Origin of the sequence: Nitrogeniibacter mangrovi, assembly GCF_010983895.1 — a bacterium.
GTDB classification, from domain to species: domain Bacteria; phylum Pseudomonadota; class Gammaproteobacteria; order Burkholderiales; family Rhodocyclaceae; genus Nitrogeniibacter; species Nitrogeniibacter mangrovi.
Window position 1 is genome coordinate 2,871,214 of sequence record NZ_CP048836.1, and the last position, 20,294, is coordinate 2,891,507.

At 62.0% G+C, this 20,294-nt stretch carries 16 protein-coding genes; 2 read left to right on the plus strand and 14 right to left on the minus strand.

Features of this window, described 5'->3' with window-relative positions; all coding sequences use genetic code 11:
- Window positions 1–17 precede the first annotated feature (17 nt).
- Entirely contained in the window at window positions 18–1,760 is a 1,743-nt protein-coding gene (gene cysD, locus G3580_RS20390; protein WP_173766271.1) for a sulfate adenylyltransferase subunit CysD, read from the minus strand.
- Between the two features lie 99 nt (window positions 1,761–1,859).
- Here cysD and cysQ point away from each other — a divergent pair, with 99 nt between their 5' ends.
- A complete protein-coding gene (cysQ, locus tag G3580_RS13370; RefSeq protein ID WP_173766273.1) occupies window positions 1,860–2,621 on the plus strand; it encodes a 3'(2'),5'-bisphosphate nucleotidase CysQ in 762 nt (253 codons plus the stop codon).
- A 23-nt stretch (window positions 2,622–2,644) separates the two neighbouring features.
- Window positions 2,645–4,375, plus strand: a complete 1,731-nt coding sequence (locus G3580_RS13375; protein WP_173766275.1) for an SLC13 family permease — start codon at window positions 2,645–2,647, stop codon at window positions 4,373–4,375.
- Here G3580_RS13375 and G3580_RS13380 read toward each other — a convergent pair.
- The 13 genes from G3580_RS13380 to G3580_RS13440 all read right to left on the minus strand — a co-directional run bounded on the left by G3580_RS13380 (window position 4,372) and on the right by G3580_RS13440 (window position 20,292).
- Entirely contained in the window at window positions 4,372–5,301 is a 930-nt protein-coding gene (locus G3580_RS13380) for a hypothetical protein (protein WP_173766276.1), read from the minus strand. The genes G3580_RS13375 and G3580_RS13380 overlap by 4 nt on opposite strands.
- Window positions 5,302–5,355: 54 nt before the next feature.
- Window positions 5,356–6,558, minus strand: coding sequence for a hypothetical protein (locus G3580_RS13385; protein WP_173766278.1), 1,203 nt, complete (start codon window positions 6,556–6,558; stop codon window positions 5,356–5,358).
- A gap of 41 nt (window positions 6,559–6,599) precedes the next feature.
- On the minus strand, window positions 6,600–7,190 hold the full coding sequence (locus G3580_RS13390; protein ID WP_173766280.1) for a GNAT family N-acetyltransferase: 591 nt from the start codon (window positions 7,188–7,190) through the stop codon (window positions 6,600–6,602).
- Window positions 7,191–7,205: 15 nt separating this feature from the next.
- Complete coding sequence (locus G3580_RS13395; RefSeq protein ID WP_173766282.1) at window positions 7,206–8,072, minus strand: polysaccharide deacetylase family protein; 867 nt, start codon at window positions 8,070–8,072, stop codon at window positions 7,206–7,208.
- Window positions 8,073–8,235: 163 nt separating this feature from the next.
- Window positions 8,236–9,183, minus strand: coding sequence for a polysaccharide deacetylase family protein (locus G3580_RS13400; protein WP_173766284.1), 948 nt, complete (start codon window positions 9,181–9,183; stop codon window positions 8,236–8,238).
- 201 nt (window positions 9,184–9,384) lie between these two features.
- The gene (locus G3580_RS13405; RefSeq protein WP_173766286.1) at window positions 9,385–10,737 is read right to left on the minus strand and encodes a putative O-glycosylation ligase, exosortase A system-associated; all 1,353 of its coding nucleotides are present in this window, start codon (window positions 10,735–10,737) and stop codon (window positions 9,385–9,387) included.
- Between the two features lie 24 nt (window positions 10,738–10,761).
- Window positions 10,762–12,111, minus strand: a complete 1,350-nt coding sequence (locus tag G3580_RS13410) for a phenylacetate--CoA ligase family protein (protein ID WP_228720667.1) — start codon at window positions 12,109–12,111, stop codon at window positions 10,762–10,764.
- A gap of 2 nt (window positions 12,112–12,113) precedes the next feature.
- Window positions 12,114–13,232, minus strand: coding sequence for a glycosyltransferase family 4 protein (locus G3580_RS13415; protein ID WP_228720668.1), 1,119 nt, complete (start codon window positions 13,230–13,232; stop codon window positions 12,114–12,116).
- Complete coding sequence (locus G3580_RS13420; protein ID WP_173766290.1) at window positions 13,229–14,431, minus strand: TIGR04063 family PEP-CTERM/XrtA system glycosyltransferase; 1,203 nt, start codon at window positions 14,429–14,431, stop codon at window positions 13,229–13,231. The genes G3580_RS13415 and G3580_RS13420 overlap by 4 nt, the downstream gene beginning before the upstream one ends.
- A gap of 1 nt (window position 14,432) precedes the next feature.
- Window positions 14,433–16,352: an XrtA/PEP-CTERM system amidotransferase gene (locus G3580_RS13425; RefSeq protein ID WP_173766292.1), complete on the minus strand. Its 1,920-nt coding sequence runs from the start codon at window positions 16,350–16,352 to the stop codon at window positions 14,433–14,435.
- Window positions 16,353–16,373: 21 nt separating this feature from the next.
- Window positions 16,374–17,555: a TIGR03088 family PEP-CTERM/XrtA system glycosyltransferase gene (locus G3580_RS13430; protein ID WP_173766294.1), complete on the minus strand. Its 1,182-nt coding sequence runs from the start codon at window positions 17,553–17,555 to the stop codon at window positions 16,374–16,376.
- Entirely contained in the window at window positions 17,552–19,087 is a 1,536-nt protein-coding gene (gene xrtA / locus G3580_RS13435) for an exosortase A (protein ID WP_173766296.1), read from the minus strand. The genes G3580_RS13430 and xrtA overlap by 4 nt, the downstream gene beginning before the upstream one ends.
- Window positions 19,084–20,292, minus strand: a complete 1,209-nt coding sequence (locus G3580_RS13440; RefSeq protein WP_173766298.1) for a TIGR03087 family PEP-CTERM/XrtA system glycosyltransferase — start codon at window positions 20,290–20,292, stop codon at window positions 19,084–19,086. Before G3580_RS13440 ends, xrtA begins: the two co-directional genes overlap by 4 nt.
- Window positions 20,293–20,294: the final 2 nt, after the last annotated feature.

The following is a 20,294-nucleotide window of genomic DNA, read 5'->3' on the forward strand; positions in this document are numbered from 1 at the left end:
TGCCGGCGTGGGTGCCATCAGAAGTACCCTTCCTGTTTTTTCTTTTCCATCGACGCGGCGGAATCGTGGTCGATGACCCGGCCCTGGCGCTCGGAGGTCTTGGTCAGGAGCATCTCCTGGATGATGGCGGGCAGCGTGTCCGCCGCGGACTCGACCGCGCCGGTGAGCGGATAGCAGCCCAGGGTGCGGAAGCGCACCATCTTCATCATCGGCACCTCGCCCGGTTTGAGCGGCATGCGCTCGTCGTCCACCATGATCAGGGTGCCGTCGCGCTCCACCACCGGGCGCTCGGCCGCGTAGTACAGCGGCACGATGGGGATGTTCTCCAGGTAGATGTATTGCCAGATGTCCAGTTCGGTCCAGTTGGAGAGCGGGAACACGCGCATGGATTCACCCTTGTGCTTGCGCGCGTTGTAGAGCTTCCACAGCTCCGGGCGCTGGTTCTTCGGGTCCCAGCGGTGCTGCGCGGTGCGGAACGAGAAGATGCGTTCCTTGGCGCGCGATTTCTCCTCGTCGCGACGCGCGCCGCCGAAGGCGGCATCGAAGCCGTACTTGTCGAGCGCCTGCTTGAGCCCCTCGGTCTTCATGATGTCGGTATGGATGGCCGATCCGTGGGTGAACGGGTTGATACCCTTCTCCGCCCCTTCCGGATTGATGTGCACCAGCAGGTCCACCCCCAGATCCTTGACGATCCGGTCGCGGAAGGCATACATCTCCCGGAACTTCCACTGCGTATCCACATGCAGCAGCGGAAACGGCGGCTTGGCCGGGTGGAAGGCCTTCATGGCCAGGTGCAGCATCACGGCGCTGTCCTTGCCGATGGAGTACAGCATGACGGGGTTGTCGGCTTCGGCGACGACCTCGCGCATGATGTGGATGCTTTCGGCTTCGAGCCGCTGCAGATGGGTGAGCGTCATGGGAGTCCTCGTGACGGTTTCGCTGTTCGTCGAACCCGCGGCCGCGGGCGCGTTGAGATGGCCCGGCGCCTGCCAGCGGGCCGGTAGCGGATGGATGTCGATGCGCCCGGCCATGCGCTGGAGCCACGGGCCGATATCGGCGATGGTATCGAGACGGGGCCCGTGCCACAGCAGGTGGATCTTGCGCCCGGCCGCCCCGATCAATCGCGTCATGAATTCTTTAATGTCGTCGCTGCGCAAGGGCGCTGGCCGCAGTATCCAGCGCAGCTTGCCACGCCGGTCATGGGCGTAGAGCATGACATGTGTCCGCTCGACCGCGACAATCGACGCCCACAGCAGCTCCGCCCCTTCCTGCTTCGCCCGGGCCACGAGCGGTGCGAACACGGTCTCGCCCCATGCCCGCGCGGACTCGCCCTGCGCCTGACGCCAGTTGTCCTGAAGATCGGGCGCGCTCAGCCCCCAGCGCGCGGCATGACGGGCCGCCGTACGGGGCGTCAGCGCGATACCGAACGTCGCCTCCAGCCAGCGGCACAGGGCCGGATAGTCCCACAGCCCGGCGCCCCCGTCGACGGGCGCATCGCCCGCGGCAAACAGGGCATCCCGGATGTTCACGTCCCGCTGCGCGGGGATGCGCGTGCCCGAGCCCGCGCGGCGACCCCGACGACCCACGTCCACCGCTGCCCAGCCGCCGGCATCGAAGGCCTTGCAGGCGGCAATGATGGTCGGCGCCGACAAGCCGGTCGCCCGCGCCACATCGGCGAGCGTGCGCCCCTGTCGACGCAGCTCCACCGCGCGTCGGCGGGTGGCATTGAGTGCAGCAAGGGATCGTGGACTGGCGTTCATGTCACGCAATACGTTGGCATGGTGATATATTAAACAAACAAACCAGCCAATGTGCTGTTAAATATTTATTAGCATGATACATATCGATGGAGTTTCACCATGACGGACCGCGCCGCGCTGCTCGAAGCACTCATTCCCGTCATCCGTCGCGCGGGTGACGTGATCCTCGACATCTACCGCACCGACTTCGAGGTACGCGGCAAGGACGACAGCTCCCCGGTCACCGAAGCCGACGAGCAGGCCGAAGCCCTCATCCTGCCGGCGCTCGAGGCGATCCTGCCGGGCACACCCGTGGTCGCCGAAGAAGCCGTGGCCGCCGGCAAGATCCCCGAGGTGGCCGAGCGCTTCTGGCTCGTCGATCCGCTCGACGGCACCAAGGAGTTCATCAACCGCAACGGCGAGTTCACCGTCAACATCGCCCTGATCGAGCACGGTCAGCCCGTCCTCGGCGTGGTGCTGGCGCCGGCGCTGGGCCGGCTGTTCGGCGGTGCGGTGGGCGTGGGCGCCTGGGTCGAGGACGAGGCCGGCCGCCGTCCCATCCAGGTGCGTACGCCGCCCCAAGCCGGCGTCACGGTCGTGGCGAGCCGCTCCCACGGCGACGCCTCCGCCCTCGACGCCTTCCTCGCGCCCTACAAGGTGGCCGAACTGAAGAGCGCCGGCTCTTCGCTCAAGATCTGCCTGGTGGCAGCCGGCGAGGCCGACCTGTATCCGCGCCTGGGCCGGACCATGGAGTGGGACATCGCCGCCGGTCATGCGGTGCTTGCGGCTGCCGGCGGCAGGCTGACGACGCTGGATGACGCGCCGCTGGGTTATGGCAAACCCGGCTTCGACAACCCGCATTTCGTCGCCAAGGCCGCCTGAGCGAATCCGTTCCGACATTCACGATGGATCCTGCCCACGCCGTCCTGATTTCGCTCGGGACCTTGCTCGCCCTGCTCGTGCATGGCCGGTTTCCCCCCATGCTGCTGTTCTCCGTCTGGGCGGGCGGCTTCCATGTGCTGGGGCTCATCGACCAGGAGACCTTGCTCACCAGCTATGCCAACCCCGGCCTCGCGGTGCTGGTTTTGCTGATGATCGTCTCCCTGGTGCTCGAGCGCGCGCCCATCCTCGAGATTGCCTTTCGCAAGCTCATCAACGGCCGTACCGGTCCCGCCGTCTTCAAGCTGTCGGCCGTCACCGCGCTGGCCTCCGCCTTCCTCAACAACACTGCGGTCGTCAGCGCCTTGCTGGGCACGGTCAGCAACCAGCGCACCCACCCACCGTCGAAGCTGCTCCTGCCGCTCTCCTACGCTGCGGTGCTGGGCGGCATCACCACGCTGGTGGGCACGTCCACCAACCTGGTGGTCAACTCCTTCGCGGTGCGTGCCGGGCTCGAGCCAATCGGCATGTTCCAGATGGCGTGGGTCGGCGTCCCCGTAGCGGTGGCCTGCATCCTGCTGCTCGGCGTCCTGGCCCGATGGCTGCCGGACCGGGGGCAACGCAACCACCACGGCCGCCAGGACTACTTTCTCGAGGCCCGGGTCGGCACCACGTCGCCGCTCATCGGCAAGAGCATCGAACAGAACGCGCTGCGCAACCTCGAAGGCCTGTTCCTGGTCGAGATCATGCGCGACGGACGCCTGATCTCTCCGGTCACGCCGGAAGAGGTGCTCGAAGCCGACGACACCCTGATCTTTACCGGCGAAGTAGACAAGATGCACGTCATCGAGCGCTTTCCCGGGCTGCAGGTGTTCGGCACCCGCGCCGACGCGCTGTTGCGCTCCAATCTGGTCGAAGTGGTGATCTCGAACGAATCGGAGCTGGCCAACCGCACCTTGCGCGAGGTGGATTTCCGCACCATGTTCGACGCCGGTGTGGTCGGCATCCGCCGCGGGGAAAAACGCCTGACCGGCCAGCTCGGCCGCATCCCGCTGCGGGTCGGCGACGCCCTGTTGCTGGCGGTGGGCAAGGATTTCGCGCAGCACCGCAACCTCACGCGCAACTTCCATGTGGTCGGCGGCGCCCCGCTGCATCCCAAACTGTCGAACATCCAGACCGCCTGGTCCCTGGGCGGCTTCGCCCTGGTGATCGCGCTGGCCACCGCCGGCATCCTTCCCTTGTTCGCCGGCCTGCTCCTGATGCTCGGCGCCCTGATCGCCACACGCACCCTGACGATGGGCGAGATCCGCCGCCGCTTTCCCTTCGAACTCGTCCTCGTCGTGGGCGGCGCACTGGCCATCGCCCGTTCGCTCGAATCCTCCGGCGGCGCCGACCTGATCACCGACGCGGTCAAAGCGGTGTTCCACGGCCACGGCGTGTGGGGCGCCTTTGTCGGTATCTACCTGATGACGGTGATTCTCACCGAATGCGTCACCAACAACGCCGCCGCCGCCCTCGCCTTCCCCATCGCGCTGAGCACCGCCCGCGCCTTCGGCGCCGACCCGACGCCCTTCGTGATGGTCGTCGCCTACGGCGCGAGCGCGGCCTTCATGATGCCCTCGGGCTACCAGACCCACCTGATGGTGTATTCGCCGGGGCGCTATCGGACACTCGATTTCGTGCGTTCGGGGCTGCCCATGAGCCTGCTCTACGCCGCACTTGTTATAACTCTTACCCCAATGCGATTCCCATTCTAGATGTCATTTCGAAAGCCATAAGAATCAGGAGAAGAAAAACATACCCCTCGCGGCTTCTTCGCGAACCGAAGAATACTAAGCCTCGGCCAAATAAGCACATACACTTTCGGCTCATACTTATTCTCTTCAAACAACCTTCTTCGAGTTTTCGAGCTCGAAATGGCATCGGAAGACCCACCTTCCGTGGAATAATAGAAACTCTCAGCACCCCAACTGACTGGAAAATCTCGAATATATGAAAGATGAGGGCAAATTTTCGAAATTACCGGATCAACAAACCAACTTCCACGAAAAACGCCCCTCAAAAAAGAATTCATAGAAAGGATATCCGCGACTTTATAGTACGCGTCTTTCCATCCTAGTTCGTTGAACTCTTGAACATTTTCCAGGTGAGTATGAATTTCCAAATAGGGAAAATTTCTTCTTGCTCTTAGAAAATAGAATTTAGCAAATTTGAAGAATTGTCTTATACCTCCCGACCACAAGAGTCGCCGCGGAAAGCCACCCACCTCTACCAGCCCGGGCCCAATTGGAATTAGCCGTCCGCCAGCAATAGCAAGATCTTTCACAAAGCGATCATTGCCCAACGAGAAAGAAAACCCAGAACCGGGATTCATATTTTTCTTCATCCTGGAAAACTCCCTCTCATAAACATCTTTAAAATATCCAGGAAGATCTAAATTTGTATTTTTGAAATCAAACTTATCAATAAAATACCCGAGAGCTAATCTACAAAATTCCTCTCCATTAAATAGGGCTGCAATTTCGCCAAGGCTTTTGAGTTCATTTCCGAAATTCGCATAACCTCCTTCGCGCCGGCCACTAATGTAAAACTTCCAGAATTCGGCCAATTTAAGTTCAACACAAGCAGAAGATACACCAATTTCTTCCTGAGAATATAGAGAATTATCGTGACGCTTACCCATGAAAATTCAACCAAAATGAATTGAAATACTTTTCGAAATCAAGATCAACAGGATCTAAGACCCACCCCTAACAACAAGAGACTTAATAAATCTATAGAATTGAATTAAATACAACATTCTATCGCCCGGAAAAAGGAGATCAGATCGAACGCGAAAATCAAAAAAGAGCAAAAACCATTCCGCGACGCTTTTTGCTTTTTGTAAAAATGGCAGCCTTTTGTCTCTAATTCGCGAAACAACGTAGCCAACATCAAAAGGGAATGTGTACCTCACGAAAACTGGCCTAACCTGAGGCGATGACACTGAAACGGTAGCGCCCCTTGCGCTGTCCACGAGGAGAACTGGAAAGTTAATTCCGCTGTACAGCGCCACATGCAAAGATGCCCAAAATCTCGGGTTCAGTTCGACAAACCAAAACTTGCCACTAAATTTGTCCCATCGATATTCAAGCATCGAAACGCCCTCCCATCCAAGACAAAGAACCTTGGCTCTAGCGTCTCGCATTATTTCATCGTTCCACCAAGCTCCACGTAGAGAACAATACCCACCGGTATGGGGAACTTCGTGAATACATCGAGTCATAAACTCTTGCTTAATGGCGCCATTTTTGACAAAAAAATGCGCGCCCACACCCACTCCTGGAACAAAGGCCTGGACGAGGATGCGCCGAAAGTCCACAAGACGTTCCCGGACCAGACGACATGCCTCACCAGCGGACTGCACGGCGCAGACGAAACCGCCGCGCTCTTCCCTGGCGTCTGCCGCATCGCCCTTGACGAAGAGAGGGAACGACAACGTCGCCAGTTCCGCCTCGGTCGGAAGTTCCTGTTCCGCCTGGATCAGATAGGTCGTGGGCAGATGCGCCGTTTGCTGCGCTTCGATGAATTTGCCGATCACGGCGGTCTTGCTCAGGCAGTCATAGACCAGAGACGCCCGCGACGGTGTCGGCATCAGGTGCGAAAATTCGTCGTAATGGGCACGAACGGCGACGAGGAAACCTTCGCTCGGAATAATGGCGCGAATGCCGTGATCCACGATCACGTCTCGCAGCCATTCGATGAAGTCGTGACGTCCATATGGCGGGCAAACCAGTGCCTGCCTGACGAAGTTCGATGAAAAGCCGAGCGCGTCCTCTTCGGCGTCACATGCGATGACAGGATACCCCGCACCACCGAGCGCCCTGACCACACCAATCATCCCGATGGCATGCACATCGGTGACGAGCACGGGGAACGCCGACCTGCTGACAATGTTCATGAATTTCTAGCTCTTTTTGGCTTGTTATCGGGACGCCGGTCCTAGCATGAGAGGCGCGACAGCGTCACACGCCCGAAGCGCATCCGGCGCCGCAATCGATCGACACATCGAAACCCCACGGCACGAAGGGCATTTTCAGAGACCACATTGCCATTCTCCACCGCCGCGAAAACGTGCTGGGCCCCCGTCACGTCGCGAGCATCCGCGCAGATCGTCTCGAGAACCTTTCGGTACAGTCCCTTACCTCGCGCCGCAGGATGCGTGTAGGCGTTGTACAAAACCGTCGAGCGCGGCGGAAAATCATAACGCTGACTGACAAACGGGAACCAGGCGCTGTCCTGGCACGGATTGACCCAACAATAGTGTTCCAAACGCCCCCCGTTCGCACAGCTATAGCACCAGACGCCCTGATCGATCCGGTGACGCGCCTCCTGAAGGAACGCGGCGCGAGTCAGCCAGCGCTCGGTCTGCTCGAACTGGTCGAGGTCTCGCTCGACATTCCGGTGAACATCCGGATGCGGCGCACATTCGGCGGCTCGACAATCAAGCGAAAAAATACCGAGGACATGATCCGAGTACACCCACTGGATCGGGCGCGATTTCAACACACGACGGAGCACCCGCAGCAACATACCGCCCACCATCTCCTAGGCTCTCGGCCTGAACAGTGCCCTCGCCTTTTGGGCAATCGACATGAACCCGGACAAATGTGCCTCGAGTTCGATCTCGGACATGGACTCGCAATCCAGGATGCGTTTCAGGGCATAGGGATGGGCTCCCGGAGGATTGATGCCGACCTCGGTGGTCGTTGCCGAACGCACGTTCAGTTCCCTCAGCACGGGAAATACCGCTTCGGAGTACACACCACTGGGGTAGCAGAAGTGGCGAAGGCGGGCTTCCGGCGTGCTCAACATGTCGGCGAGCACCTGCCGGTTTGTGGCAATCTCCCGACGAACCGGCGCGGCGGTCTGATCGTGCAGGGAATGCGTGTGGGTATGGAGTTGAACGTCGATGCCGTGCTCGCTTGCCGCCCTGACGTCTCCAGACGTCATCAGGCGGAAGGCGTTGCACAGATCCACCACCGACACGTTCACGCCCAGCTCTTCGACGATTCGGGAGAGCTCTCGCGCCCTGGCCGGCCATGCCTTGTCTCTTCGGAGCCGGCCGAGCAGCTCGGTGATTCGTCTTTCTTCTTCAGCCGCCCCGCCCGTCCCTGGCTGTGGCTGTTCGCGCGACCATCGCTCGACGAGATATCGAACCAGCACATTCAGGACGGGCTGCTCGTTTGCCACATAGTAGGTCGTTACATACAAGGTGGCGGGCATCTTGCGCCGGACGAACTCGGGCAGCATGACCTCGCCTGTCCCCCGCCACCCGTCGTCAATGGTGACCGCAACTTCGTCGGGCTGGATGGTACCGGCTCGGTGGCGATCGATGGCTTCGTCCAGGGGAAGCACCCGGTATCCCGCGCGCTCGAGAAAATCGAGTCGCTCATGGAATGTCTTCTCGCTCATGAAAAGACAGTCTCCAAAATGTGGGCGCGGTCCGAGCCATATGCCGTGATAACAAAGAATCCTGAGGTGCTTTCGCGTCAGGCGCCTGGCAATCTCGAAAAGCCCCAAGAGCTTTCCTACGCGGAGGACAGCTTGCTTCACGCGACTCATGTTAAGGCCTTTTTCACTCAGAAGAGCGCAACATATTCTGTGCTAGCTGAGCGCCGAACTTCAATTTACCGGTCGCCCAGGGCGTAAATCGCGGCAACTGAAAAAGATCAGACTCAATCGATGCTACGCCAGGTGTGGTACTGACAGCTCCGAAAAAACCAATTTCCCTAGCCATTTGGACATGCTCATCCAAATAGTCTTTCCCGGGTCGACCGTTCGGATAGGCGAACAGGTCGACGGGCTTGCCAAGCACGCGTTCGAGCGCCACCTTGCCATCCCGGATTTCCGACAAAGCCTGCTCGCTCGATAACTTGGCCAGAATCGGATGGGTGACGGTATGAGCGCCGATCTCCATCACCTCCGCCAGCTTGCGCAATTGATCCGAACTCATCATCAGCGACGATGGAAGCGAAACACCACAACGCGTTGCAAGGTTCGACACATACTCCGCCCGCGCGTCGTACGCCATGTATTTGGCCGCCTTGTTGATCTTGCCGACAACGCCGATCCGGTCCGCGCGCGTTGCCAAGGCACACGATCCGAGCCCGACATCGGACAGATCGATCGACTCGAGCGCCGTATCGAAGATCGAATGGGACACCACGTCATTCCACATGATTCCGCCGTCCAGATACCCCGAGGTCACGAAGAAGGTGGCATGCATGCCATGCTTTTCCAGCACCGGCAGCGCATTCAGATAATTGTCGGCATATCCGTCGTCGAAGGTGATGCACGCCGCCCTCCGGGGCAGACGCCCCTCGCCCAACATGCGCATCGCACTGGACAGGGGGATGACGTCGAACCAGGCCCCGATCCAGCCCAGCATGCGATCGAACTCGTCGACGGAAGGCACGAGGTACCGATTCAAGTCCTTCTGGCCGAGCACACGATGGAATATGAAGATCGACACGCGCCCGTTGGGGCCATTCGGGGACAATCTGGAGAAAAGATGTTTGAACATATTCGAATTTCGGCAATATGCCTGTGACCATCGAGGATCAAGCGCGGCGTAGGTCAATCAACGCAACCGGAGGCATGGTCAAGGCAGCACATGCCGGGTAAATCCTATTCGCAGCCTGTCCGCAGTAAACGCATCCTAGCGAGCCCCGCACGCTTTTCGTTCGGTGCAGGCGCAGACGTCCGGCAATCACGCCGGGAGGCACTACCCATGTTCGGGGGCTCTTTGATGCCCCACGGCAAATTGCCCATTGGCTTCACGCTCATTGGATTCCGCAAGCACAGGACGTGCGATGACGCTTTTGGCGTACCGCTCGGTGACCAGCAGGATCACCATGATGTAGTAGGGCATGTCCCAATACGCCAGCGAGAGGAAAGCCCCGCCCACGGCGAAACCGGCAATGCTGACAGTGGCCATGCTCCCCAATGTATGCACCCAGGCCAGTTCCTCATGTTGCGCACCGATCTTCCGCAATCGAATGGCCGCCCGGTAGGTCAGCCACCAAAAGAGCAAGTAGAGCGAAAGGCCAATGTATCCGTGATCGCCCAGTATTTGAAAATAGATACTGTGGGCGACGAGCGTCTCCTTGGCTTCCGGTGCATACAAGGAATAAACGACAGGATTCGCCGTGGCAAACCCAGCGCCCGTCACACGATCGTTCGCGATATTGATGGCCATGTGCCACGCGGCGAGCCGCCCCAGCGCCGAGCTGTCCTGCTGGTAGGTCTCGATCGTCTGCATGCGATCCAGCCACTCCTGAGGCATGAAGAAGAACAGCGCCGGAGCAACCACGATCAGTGCGACGCCGAGACTCAACTTCGACTTGCTTCGCCACCACAGCAGCGCCCCCATGGCGACGATTGCGAGAAACGCCCCCCGGGACTGGCTGCCGATCGCAGCAACGGTACATAGAACAATGCTTGCATAAACAAGCATTTTCATCGTGGATGAGCTGATCTTTCTGAGTAACGGGATTTCGCGGAGGAGATGGACCTCCTTGGCGAGGAAATACATGAACGGAATCGTGATGACCAAGGCCAAGGCCAGTTCGTTGTTTCCGTTCACCAGGCTGTTGGGCGGTCCCCAAACGCGAAAGGCCCCACCGGTAAGGATCGTGAAAATGCCCCCTTTGACGCCAAAGAACGCGATCGATCCGGTGACCACGATGATAAAGGCAATGATCTGCTTCCGGGTGATGACGAGAGATCCAACCAAGAGCGTCATCACCAATACCTTCAGGACATCAACGAACTTGTCGAGGCTCGCCTCCACCAGGATTGCCGACGCGGTCGTCACACACATCCATAGCAACAGCAGGATGAGCACCCGGACCGGACCGCCCCCCAGCCACTTGAAATCCTTCGAATGGAAGAAGATCCCCAGGAATGTCACCGCAGCCGCCACAAGTGCAAACGGCAGATCATAGGCAAACCCCCAACCCAATCGATGGGGGTTCATCAAGCCGATCCAGACCCACAGCAAGGCGCCGATGAAGGGCCGCTTGAGTGCCGCGAAGGCACCCACGAGAAACAGCAGGGTTACGAGGATATCTCTCACTTGCTCGGTCTCAATCTACCCACATCACGCCGCGATCTTGCTGACCACGTATCTGAACTTTCCCGACTTCTCCGCCGGGATCGCGTCGACCACGCGCACATCGATCTGAACCCCGGCACCCAACCGCGCCTGGAGCCCCTCCCGGATCCGATGCTGCTCGCTGGATCCAAAACCGGCGCCCGGCCGAACGAAGACCTGAGTCAGCTCACGAGACTCCTGGACGATCTTGAATTCGGCCACGGTGGGGATGTCTCGCAAGATATAGATGAGCGACAGGCCATGCATGACCGTGCCGTCCTGCGCGATCACGAAATCGGTGCTTCGCCCCTGGATTTCCTTGAGCACCGGCAACCCGCGCCCGCATGCACAGGGCCGGTCGTCGAGCACCCCGACATCGCCGGTACGATACCGAATGAAGGGGAAATCCCGGGTGGCCATGTGGGTCACCACGATTTCACCGGACTCCCCCGCCGGAAGCACCCGCCCATCCGGGGACACGATCTCGACGATGATGTCCTCGGCGGTGATATGCATGCTACCGGACGGGCACTGATGGGCGATGAAACCCGCATCGCGCCCGCCATATCCGTTCGCCACCGGACAACCGAACGCCGATTCGATGAGCTCGCGCTGATGCTCATACAAGCGCTCCGAGGTGACGAACACCACCTTCAACCCCAGATCGTTCAAGGCAGTGCCCCGTCGCTGGGCGTGCTTCGCGATATGGCTGATGGCCGACGGATAGCCGAAAAGCATCTTCGGCCGCCGCTCACGGATGCGCGCAACAAACTGATCCAGCTTGGCGTCGGACATTTCGAACGCGGGCAGCAGTTCGGTCCGCATCAAAGTATCCCGGATCAGGCGCACCCGATCCTGAGCCCCCAGCTCGATCGGGGAACCCCAGACGACAATCTCGCGATCGCCGATGTCCACGTCCCACCATCGGGTCGCCCGCCATTTGGCCGCGACATCATGGGTGACGCGTTCCTTGCCGATATAGAAAATCAGCGGTTCGCCGCTGGAGCCCCCGGTGTTGAAGCGCGCCAGATCGCGTGCGTCGTCCGCCCGGAGCTCGTCGGTATGCGCGCGGATATCGGCCTTGGTCAGGAACGGCAGGCACTGAAGCGCTTCGATGGTGTCGAGCGTCTGCGGGACGAGTCCGGACGCGGCGAAACGGCGCGCATGGAATGGTGAGTGCCCGGCCACATCGGAAAGGAAGCGGCGCAGACGCTCGAGTCGGTAGGCCGCGAGGCGCTCTGGCGACCACCACTGCGAGGATTCCATCTGGTGCCGCACCCTGACCGTATCATGTGCTTTCGCCCGCTCCTGGAGCGGAAACAGCACACTGGAAACAAACTTCGTGTAGAGCCCCACGGTCACTTCCCCCTTGCGCCGGAAACGGCCACCGGCGCCGCCTCCTTGCACACACTCCGGTAAACGGACAGCCACTGCGCGCGTACCTGTGGCCATTCGTAGCGCCGCACTTCGTCGATGCCTGCCACTGACAGGCTCTGGTGCAACGCCGGGTCGGTCAGCACATCGACGATCGCGTTCGCCATCGCCTCGTCGTCGCCTGGTGGTACCAACAGCCCGGTTCGGCCATCCTCGACGATGAACGGCACGCCGCCGACACGGGTGGATACGACCGGCACCCCGCAGGCCATCGACTCGAGAACGGAGTTGGGCATGTTATCCACATGGCTGGGATTGAGGGAGACATCGGCGCTCCGATAGAGCGCCGCCATCTCGTCTCGATCGAGTCGCCCCGTGAAACGGACGACGTCCGCCAACGCCAGCGCGTTGGTCAGATCCCGCAATGCGTCCGCCTGCGGACCGGACCCGGCGATGGACAACCAGGCCTCGGGCACGCGCCCACGCACACGGGCGAAGGCGCGCAGCGCCACATCGATCCCGTAGATGCTCTCCAGATTGCGCGCGATCACGATGTGGTGGCCACGCACCCGAGCGGCATCCGCGGGCCGGAAACGCGCCGCGTCGATGATGTTGGGAACGATCCGGCTTGTCATGCCGAAACGGTCGAAAATGCCCGCCAGAAATCCGGACGGCACGACCAGCGCGTCCGCTCTTGCCATGGTTCTCGACACGGCGTTGGCCGAACGCTCGAGAAACGATTCGGCCTCGCCACCGCGGTAGTTGACCACCACGGGCACGCCACGCAGACGGGCGACCCAGATCGCCGGCGCGGCGAACAAATGCCACGACCAGCCGGAATTGGCCATCACGTGGGCGACGTCCGCGCGTCCGAACGATGTCCACAGGCGAACCAGATAGGGAACGAGCCGGAACAGCGCCCGCAGACCACGCATCCGCCCGGCCCAGGCCGGACGATACGGTGCGTTGGTCTGCACCAGTTCGACCCGGGCGCCCTCGCTCGAGAGCAACTCGGCCAGCTGACGGGTTTGATTCGCCATGCCACCGGCTGGCGGCGGCAGCGGACCGACCAGAGCGATGCGCAAGCCGTCAAACCCCATCATCCGCTCCGCCCCGTCAACGCCTGATAGACCGGAACGTACTGGGCCACGCTGTTGGTCCAGTTACGGACATCTTCGACAAAACGGCGCCCTGCCTGGCGCATGTCATCCCATGCGCTCCGACGGGCGAACAACTCGTCGATGGACCCCGCCAAGGCCTCGGCGTTGCCCGCCGGAAACAGCACGCCCGTCTCGCCGTCGCGAATCAGCTCCTTGTGCCCGCCAACGTCGGAGGCAATGAAAATACGTCCCTGGGCCATGGCCTCGAGTGGCTTGAGCGGTGTGACCAGTTCGGTCAAGCGCATCGAGTGGCGCGGATAAGCGAGCACATCGACGAGATCGTAGTATCGCTGAACCTCGGCGTGCGGCACGCGACCGGTGAATACGACCCGGTCCGCAATCCCCAGTGCATTCGCCTGTTGTTTGAGCTTGTCTTCCTGAGGGCCGCCTCCCACAAGCAGCATCCGAGCGGAAGGTCGCCGTGCCGAAAGCCGCGAGAAGGCCTCGAGCAGCAAATCCAGTCCTTCGTATGCGTAGAACGATCCGATGAAGCCGATCACTTCGCAGCCGGCCAGACCCAACGACGACTTGAGCGCCTCGTCGGCCACGCCGCCCATCTGGAAACTGTCGACGTTGACCGCGTTGGGAATCACCGTGACCTTGGCGCCGGGAATACCCCGGCCGAGCATGTCGTTTCTGAGGCCCTCGCAGATGGTGAACACATGATCGGCCCGTTTCAGCGCCCGCGTCTCAAGCGCGCGGGTAAGCCGATAACGAAGACTGTTCTCCCGTGTCGTCCCATGATCGACCGCCGCATCTTCCCAGAACGCCCGGACTTCATACACCACCGGAATCCCTGCACGGCGACCGACCTTCAACGCCGGCAGCGCATTGAGCACGGGAGAGTGCGCATGAATCACGTCCGGCCGAAGCTGCGCCACCAGTGCGTCCAGACGCGATTCGATCGCGCGCATCATCGCCAGCTCGCCAAGCACGGGCAGCGAAACACCCGGCACCGGAGTGCGATGAAAGGTCAGCCCGTCGACCTCCTCGACCAAGGCATCGGTCATGCCCTGCTTGGGGGAGGTGAGATGAAAGGTCTCCCAACCCAGGGCACGCTGCCCCTTGAGCAGGTTGGCGGTCCGGAACGTATATCCACTGTGCAAGGGGATGGAATGATCGAGAACGTGGACAACCCGCATGTCAGCGCTCTCCCGCCGGGTTGGCTGGGGCATCGACACCCCGCTGCAGGAAACGCTCGAACATCATCAAGGTCCACAGCGGCGCGCTGTAGTCGCGCCGCCCCGACTGGTGATCGGCCACCAGTCGGGCGAGCACGTCCATGTCGAAGATTCCTGCGTCCGCCATCACCTCGCTGGACAGCGCCGTCTTGACCCGCTCCTTGAGCGGGCCGCGGAACCAGCGGGCCAGCGGCACCGCGAAGCCCATCTTGGGACGGTAGAGCACGTCGGACGGCAGGCGGGGTTCGAGGCTCTTCTTGAACAGGTACTTGCCTTCCTGTCCGCGAATCTTCATGCCGTTGGGCAGCGAGGCCAGCCATTCGACCAGCGGGTGATCCATGAGCGGTTCGCGCACCTCCAGCGAATGGGCCATGCTCGCCCGGTCCACCTTGGTGTTGATGTCGCCCACCAGATAGGTCTTGAGATCGAGGTACTGGATCTGCGCGAGCGGATCCTCGGTGCCGGCGTTGGCCGCGTGACGGCGGAACACTTCGAGCCCGTTGTAACCGGCCAGTTCGCGCTGGAACGCGGGCGAAAACAGGCGTCGGCGCATGTCGTCGCGGATGATGGACACCGAATGGAAGTAGGCCTCGACGGAATCGCGGGCGAGCGCCTGGAAGGTCGTCTTGGCGCGGAACACGCGCGGCGCCCAGTCCGCCTTGGGGTACAGGCGCCCCAGCAGGCCGAAGACCGGCCGCCGCACCCCGTAAGGCAGCGCGTCGCGCATGCGCTGCTCCATCAGGTGCAGGCGATAGCGACGGTAGCCGCCGAAGCTCTCGTCGCCGCCGTCGCCCGACAGGGACACGGTGACATGCTTGCGCGCCAGCTCGCACACCCGGTAGGTGGGGATCGCCGAGCTGTCCGCATAGGGCTCGTCATACAGGGACGAGAGCGTGTCGATGAGGTCGAAGTCGTCCGACTTCACCGTCTCGACATGATGATTGGTGTGGTACCGCCCCGCCACCATCTCGGCAAAGGCCGATTCGTTGAAGGCGGGATCGTCGAAGGCAATCGAGCAGGTATTGACGGGCGCGGTGGACAGATCCGCCATGGTGGCGACCACCGCGCTCGAATCGACCCCGCCCGACAGGAAGGCGCCCAGCGGCACTTCAGAGATCATGCGCAGTCGGATCGACTCGTGAAGCCGCGCGTCCAGTTCGGCCATCGCATCTTCGAACGAGATCGGGTTGTCGAGGGTGAAGCGCACGTCCCAGTAGGGCTTGCTCGCCGGCACCGGCTGACCGCGACGCAAGGTCAGCGTGTGGCCCGGATCGAGCTTGGCCGCGCCCTTGAAGATGGTGCGCGGCTCGGCCGCGTAGCCGAGCGCGAAATACTCTTCGACCGCCAAGGGATCGATCCGTCGGTCCAGCGCCGGATGGGCCATGAGCACTTTCAACTCGGAGCCGAAGGCGAAGCTGCCGTCGCCGAGCTGGGCGTAGAACAGCGGCTTGACGCCCAGGCGGTCGCGCGCAAGAAACAGCATGTCGCGATTGCGGTCCCACAAGGCGAAGGCGAACATGCCGCGGAAGCGCTCGACGCAGGCCTCGCCCCAGGCCTCCCAGGCATGGACGATTACCTCGGTGTCGCTGTGGGTATGGAACACGTGGCCCAGGGCCTGGAGCTCGGGCACCAGCTCCTGGAAATTGTAGATCTCGCCGTTGAAGACCACGCACACCGAGCCGTCTTCGTTGAACAGCGGCTGTTGGCCGGTGGCCAGATCGATGATCGACAGGCGTCGATGCGCCAGCGCGACGCCCGGCTCGAAGTGATAGCCGCCTTCGTCGGGGCCGCGATGGAACTGGACGTCACTCATGCGCGTGACCAGTTCCCGCGAAAATTCGCGCTTCCCCTGCAGGTCGAACAAGCCGGCGATGCCACACATAGATCGTTTCTCTGTTGCTGGTTATCGCCCTGGCGCGGTCACACCGGCACGCACCAGAGCATTGTCATACACGTTCATGTAGCGGTCCACCATCGCCTCCAGGCTGAAGGTGGACACCGCCCGCACTCTGGCGGCCGTCGACATGCGCGCGCGCATGTCGGCATTCTCGGCCATCGCAGCCATCGCGGTCGCCAGGGCCGCGGGGTCGTTCGGCGGCACGAGCACGCCGGTTTCGCCGTCCGCGACCAGTTCGCCGTTGCCGCCGACCCGCGTCGCAATCACCGGCCGCGCACAGGCCATGGCCTCGAGCAGGGTATTGGAAATCCCTTCTGCCTTCGAAGGCAGCACGAAGCAATCCATCCCGGCCATCAAGGCCGGCACGTCGTCGCGCGCCCCCGCCAGCCAGACCGCATTGTCCAAGCCCGATGTGACGATCTGCGCTTCGATCTTCGCCCGCAGGGGGCCGTCACCGACCAGCACCAACCGTGCGCGGTCAGCCAGCGACGAGCCCGACGCACGCCAGTGCGCAAAGGCGCGCACCAGCGTGAGCTGATCCTTGACCGCCTGCAGGCGTCCCACGGCACCGAACACGATCGCGTTGTCGGGGACGAATCCTGCGGGCGCCCCCGGCAGCATCGACCGCAGCGAACCGGCCTCGAAACGCGCCACGTCCACCCCGTTGCAGATCCGGCAGACCCGTTCGGACGGGATGCCGACGGCACCGGTCAAATATGACGAAAGATGCTCGGACAAGGCGATGTACTGTGTCACGAACGGCGCATGCAAACGGCGCAAGAGCCGATATTTTCGTGACTGTCCATCCGGATCGGAACTGTCCCAGCCATGTTCGCCGTGGATGCGCACCGGCACCCGGGCCGCCCAGGCCGGAATCGTCATCTCGAGCGCGGCCAGATTGCGCGTGTGCACGATTGCCGGGCGCAGGCGCCGCAGCAACGCATACAGCCGGGGAAACAGCTTGACCCCATGCCCCGGCGACTTGTGCAGGGCGATGCACTGCACGTCGGGTCGGACGATCCGCCGGGCGAAGGTCTCGTCGCAGTCGCTCAGGGCGATGACGACATGCCGGAACCGCTCCGCTGGCATGCGATTGATCAGATTGACGACCCCGTTTTCAAGGCCGCCGATCCGGAAACTGAACAGGACGTGCGCCACGAGCGGCGGCAGTGCCCCCTGTTCGGTCAATGTGCCTGCTCCGTGGCGTGTTCGATGGCTCGGGTGATCGCGCCGTGATGCGCAGCGATGAACCGGGTAGCGCTAGCCCGCGCCGCGGCGTCATCTTCACCTGCGACCGCAATCACCACATGCGCCCCTCGGTCGGTTCCACGCCACAGACGCCTCCACACCACCCTGAATCCGGCAACGTAGTCACTCGCTTCAACCGCGTCGCCCACCACATACCAATGCCAGACATTGACCGGGCCATCCGGACCGGTCATGCGAACATGATTGACACGACCTGCCGCGACCAGCTCGGTATTCTGAGCAACGATGCGCCAGGTCTTCTTGTCCGGGACCAACTGATTGAACCAGGCAACGAGTTCGTGCCCCGGCGCCTGGTCGGCATACAGTGCCGTGTAGAGGCTGACGACGGCGCCGTCGCGCCGGTACACGCCCTTCATCTCGCCACGGAAACCCTGAAACCCCGGCGCGAAGGGCGTGGCGTCCTCGTCGAGTACCCACCCCTGTTCCGCCGGCGGCAAATCGGCCTTCAACGCGAAAGGCCGATCGACTGGCCTGACAGCGTGGGTCGCCAACGCGGCCAGACCGAGCAAGATGACAGCGACCGGGACACCCCCGTACCAACGGCCACGGCGAGTCGACAGCGGCATGATCCGCACGTCCGACATCGCTTCACCAGATGGATCGGCCCAGCGATTGCCAATCCAGAACATCAGCAGGACGACGAAACCGAAGAAGACCCAGCCATAGATCAGATGATCCACGCCCACCGCCAGGGTGTTTCCGCTCAGGTAGCCGAGCAGCACGATCAGATAGGCGCGCACCCAGTTGGCGACGATCGGGACGAGCAATGCCACCAGCACGAACAGGAGTCGTTTTTTCAGACTGCGATAATTCAGATACGCATAGAGCACACCAACCATCAGCGATGCGATCAGGTAGCGGATCCCGCTACAGGCCGAGACCACCGACCAGCTCCCGTTGGGTACGACGAAATGCGTCCCCTCCTGGTAGACCGGGATTCCGCTCAGGCGCAAGGCCTCCACGGTGAACTGGGCCGTTTGCTGCATCATGACGGGGATCAGGAAATCACCCACCGGCGCCATGAACAACAGGAAGCCCATGGGAAAGGCAATCACTCGGAAAAACTCATGGCCGGCGCATAACCAGACCATCGTGATCAACACCAGCACACCGGCAAAATGCTCGACCCCCGCAACGCTGAAGGCCACGCCTGCCGACCAGGCCGTCAAGGCGAGCAGGAACGGCGCGAGCATGATCCAGGCGGGTTGTGGCATCACTCCGACCAGTTGCTGGCGTCGCGACCACACCAGATAGGCGGCAATCGGCATGACCACCAGCCCGTGGGCAAAAGTCTCGGAGCGAAGCCACAGCTGGATCATGTCATTGAGTGTCGGCCAAAGCAGCAGCGACCACACCGCGACCAGCATCAGCAGAAACAGCAGATTCCGGCCGACCTGACCGCCGAACAGGACCGACGCCCGGCTGCGGCTCTGTGCCAACTCCGCGCTCACGCCGACACCTCTGTCAGCAGGCACTGCGTCACAAGCCCCAGATGAGCGGGCCAGGCATAGGCCTGCAACACCGCTTCGCGAGCCCGCCGCCCCATGCTCGCTCCACCCTCACCCAAACACCGATCAACGGCCGCCACATACTCGTCCACGCTCGTCGCCTCCTCATGCGTAAGCCCCGGCGTACCGCGCAAACCACGGGCGCAGGCGCTGGATGCGACCACCGGGCGTCCCATGGCCATCGCCTCGAGCACCTTGTTCTGAATCCCGCGCGCCACGCGCAACGGCGCCACCACCACATCGGCATGATGGATGTACGGCCGCACGTCCGGCACGGTGCCGGTCACATGAACCCCGTCGCGCTTCGCCAAGGCGAGCACCGACGGCGCCGGATTCATCCCGACCACGTGAAACTGCGCCCCCGGATGGCGGCGACGCAGCTGCGGCAGCACCTCGTCGGCAAACCAGCACGCCGCATCCACGTTGGGCCAGTAATCCATCGCACCGGAAAACACCAGATGGGGCCCATCGCCCTCGAAGGGCGACGCCCCGCCGTTGGCCGGAGAGAAGAACTCGGCATCCACCCCGTTTTCGACCACGACCGTCTTGTCGCGCAGCGTAGGCGCCGCCGTCAGGAACAGTTCGGTCTCGGCGCGGGTGACGAAGCTGGTGTGATCCGCCCGCTTCGCCCATTGGCGCTCGAACTGGCCGAGCAGACGCCCTTCGCGGCGATACAGCCACGACAGCGGCCACGGGCGCGACTGCCCGTAGGTGCTCCATTTGGCCGAATCCACGTCACAGAAATCGATGAACGTCTGGGTCACGGGCAGATCTTCGAGGTATTGCGCCATGGCCCCGCTGAACACCACCACCCGGTCGATACCGCACGCCCGCTGGGTCTGCCGGACCCATTCAGCCAGTCCGCGATCACGATAGAACGGCAGCGTCAGCGCCTCCCCCGTGAGCAATCCCGTCAGGCTGCGCAGGCGCCCCAGACGCGGGGACAGCGCGGCGACACGCACCGACGCGCACCATCGATCGAGCGCCGGAACATGCTGCCAATCGTCCGGATGATCCACGAAGGTGCCCAGATGCACCTCGAAACGCTCCGCCAGGTGCTTGAGCAGGTGAAAGGAGCGCACCTTGTCGCCCTTGTTGGGCGGATAGGGAATCCGGTGCACCAGATACAGCAGCGGCGGCTTGCTCATGC

Coding starts and splice junctions, on each gene's coding strand:
- G3580_RS13400 (WP_173766284.1), bottom strand. CDS start 9,183: ATGTTCAAACATCTTTTCTCCAGATTGTCCCCGAATGGCCCCAACGGG.
- cysD (WP_173766271.1), bottom strand. CDS start 1,760: ATGAACGCCAGTCCACGATCCCTTGCTGCACTCAATGCCACCCGCCGA.
- G3580_RS13375 (WP_173766275.1), top strand. CDS start 2,645: ATGGATCCTGCCCACGCCGTCCTGATTTCGCTCGGGACCTTGCTCGCC.
- G3580_RS13390 (WP_173766280.1), bottom strand. CDS start 7,190: ATGTTGCTGCGGGTGCTCCGTCGTGTGTTGAAATCGCGCCCGATCCAG.
- cysQ (WP_173766273.1), top strand. CDS start 1,860: ATGACGGACCGCGCCGCGCTGCTCGAAGCACTCATTCCCGTCATCCGT.
- G3580_RS13395 (WP_173766282.1), bottom strand. CDS start 8,072: ATGAGCGAGAAGACATTCCATGAGCGACTCGATTTTCTCGAGCGCGCG.
- G3580_RS13385 (WP_173766278.1), bottom strand. CDS start 6,558: ATGAACATTGTCAGCAGGTCGGCGTTCCCCGTGCTCGTCACCGATGTG.
- G3580_RS13440 (WP_173766298.1), bottom strand. CDS start 20,292: ATGAGCAAGCCGCCGCTGCTGTATCTGGTGCACCGGATTCCCTATCCG.
- G3580_RS13380 (WP_173766276.1), bottom strand. CDS start 5,301: ATGGGTAAGCGTCACGATAATTCTCTATATTCTCAGGAAGAAATTGGT.
- G3580_RS13420 (WP_173766290.1), bottom strand. CDS start 14,431: ATGCGGGTTGTCCACGTTCTCGATCATTCCATCCCCTTGCACAGTGGA.
- G3580_RS13415 (WP_228720668.1), bottom strand. CDS start 13,232: ATGATGGGGTTTGACGGCTTGCGCATCGCTCTGGTCGGTCCGCTGCCG.
- G3580_RS13425 (WP_173766292.1), bottom strand. CDS start 16,352: ATGTGTGGCATCGCCGGCTTGTTCGACCTGCAGGGGAAGCGCGAATTT.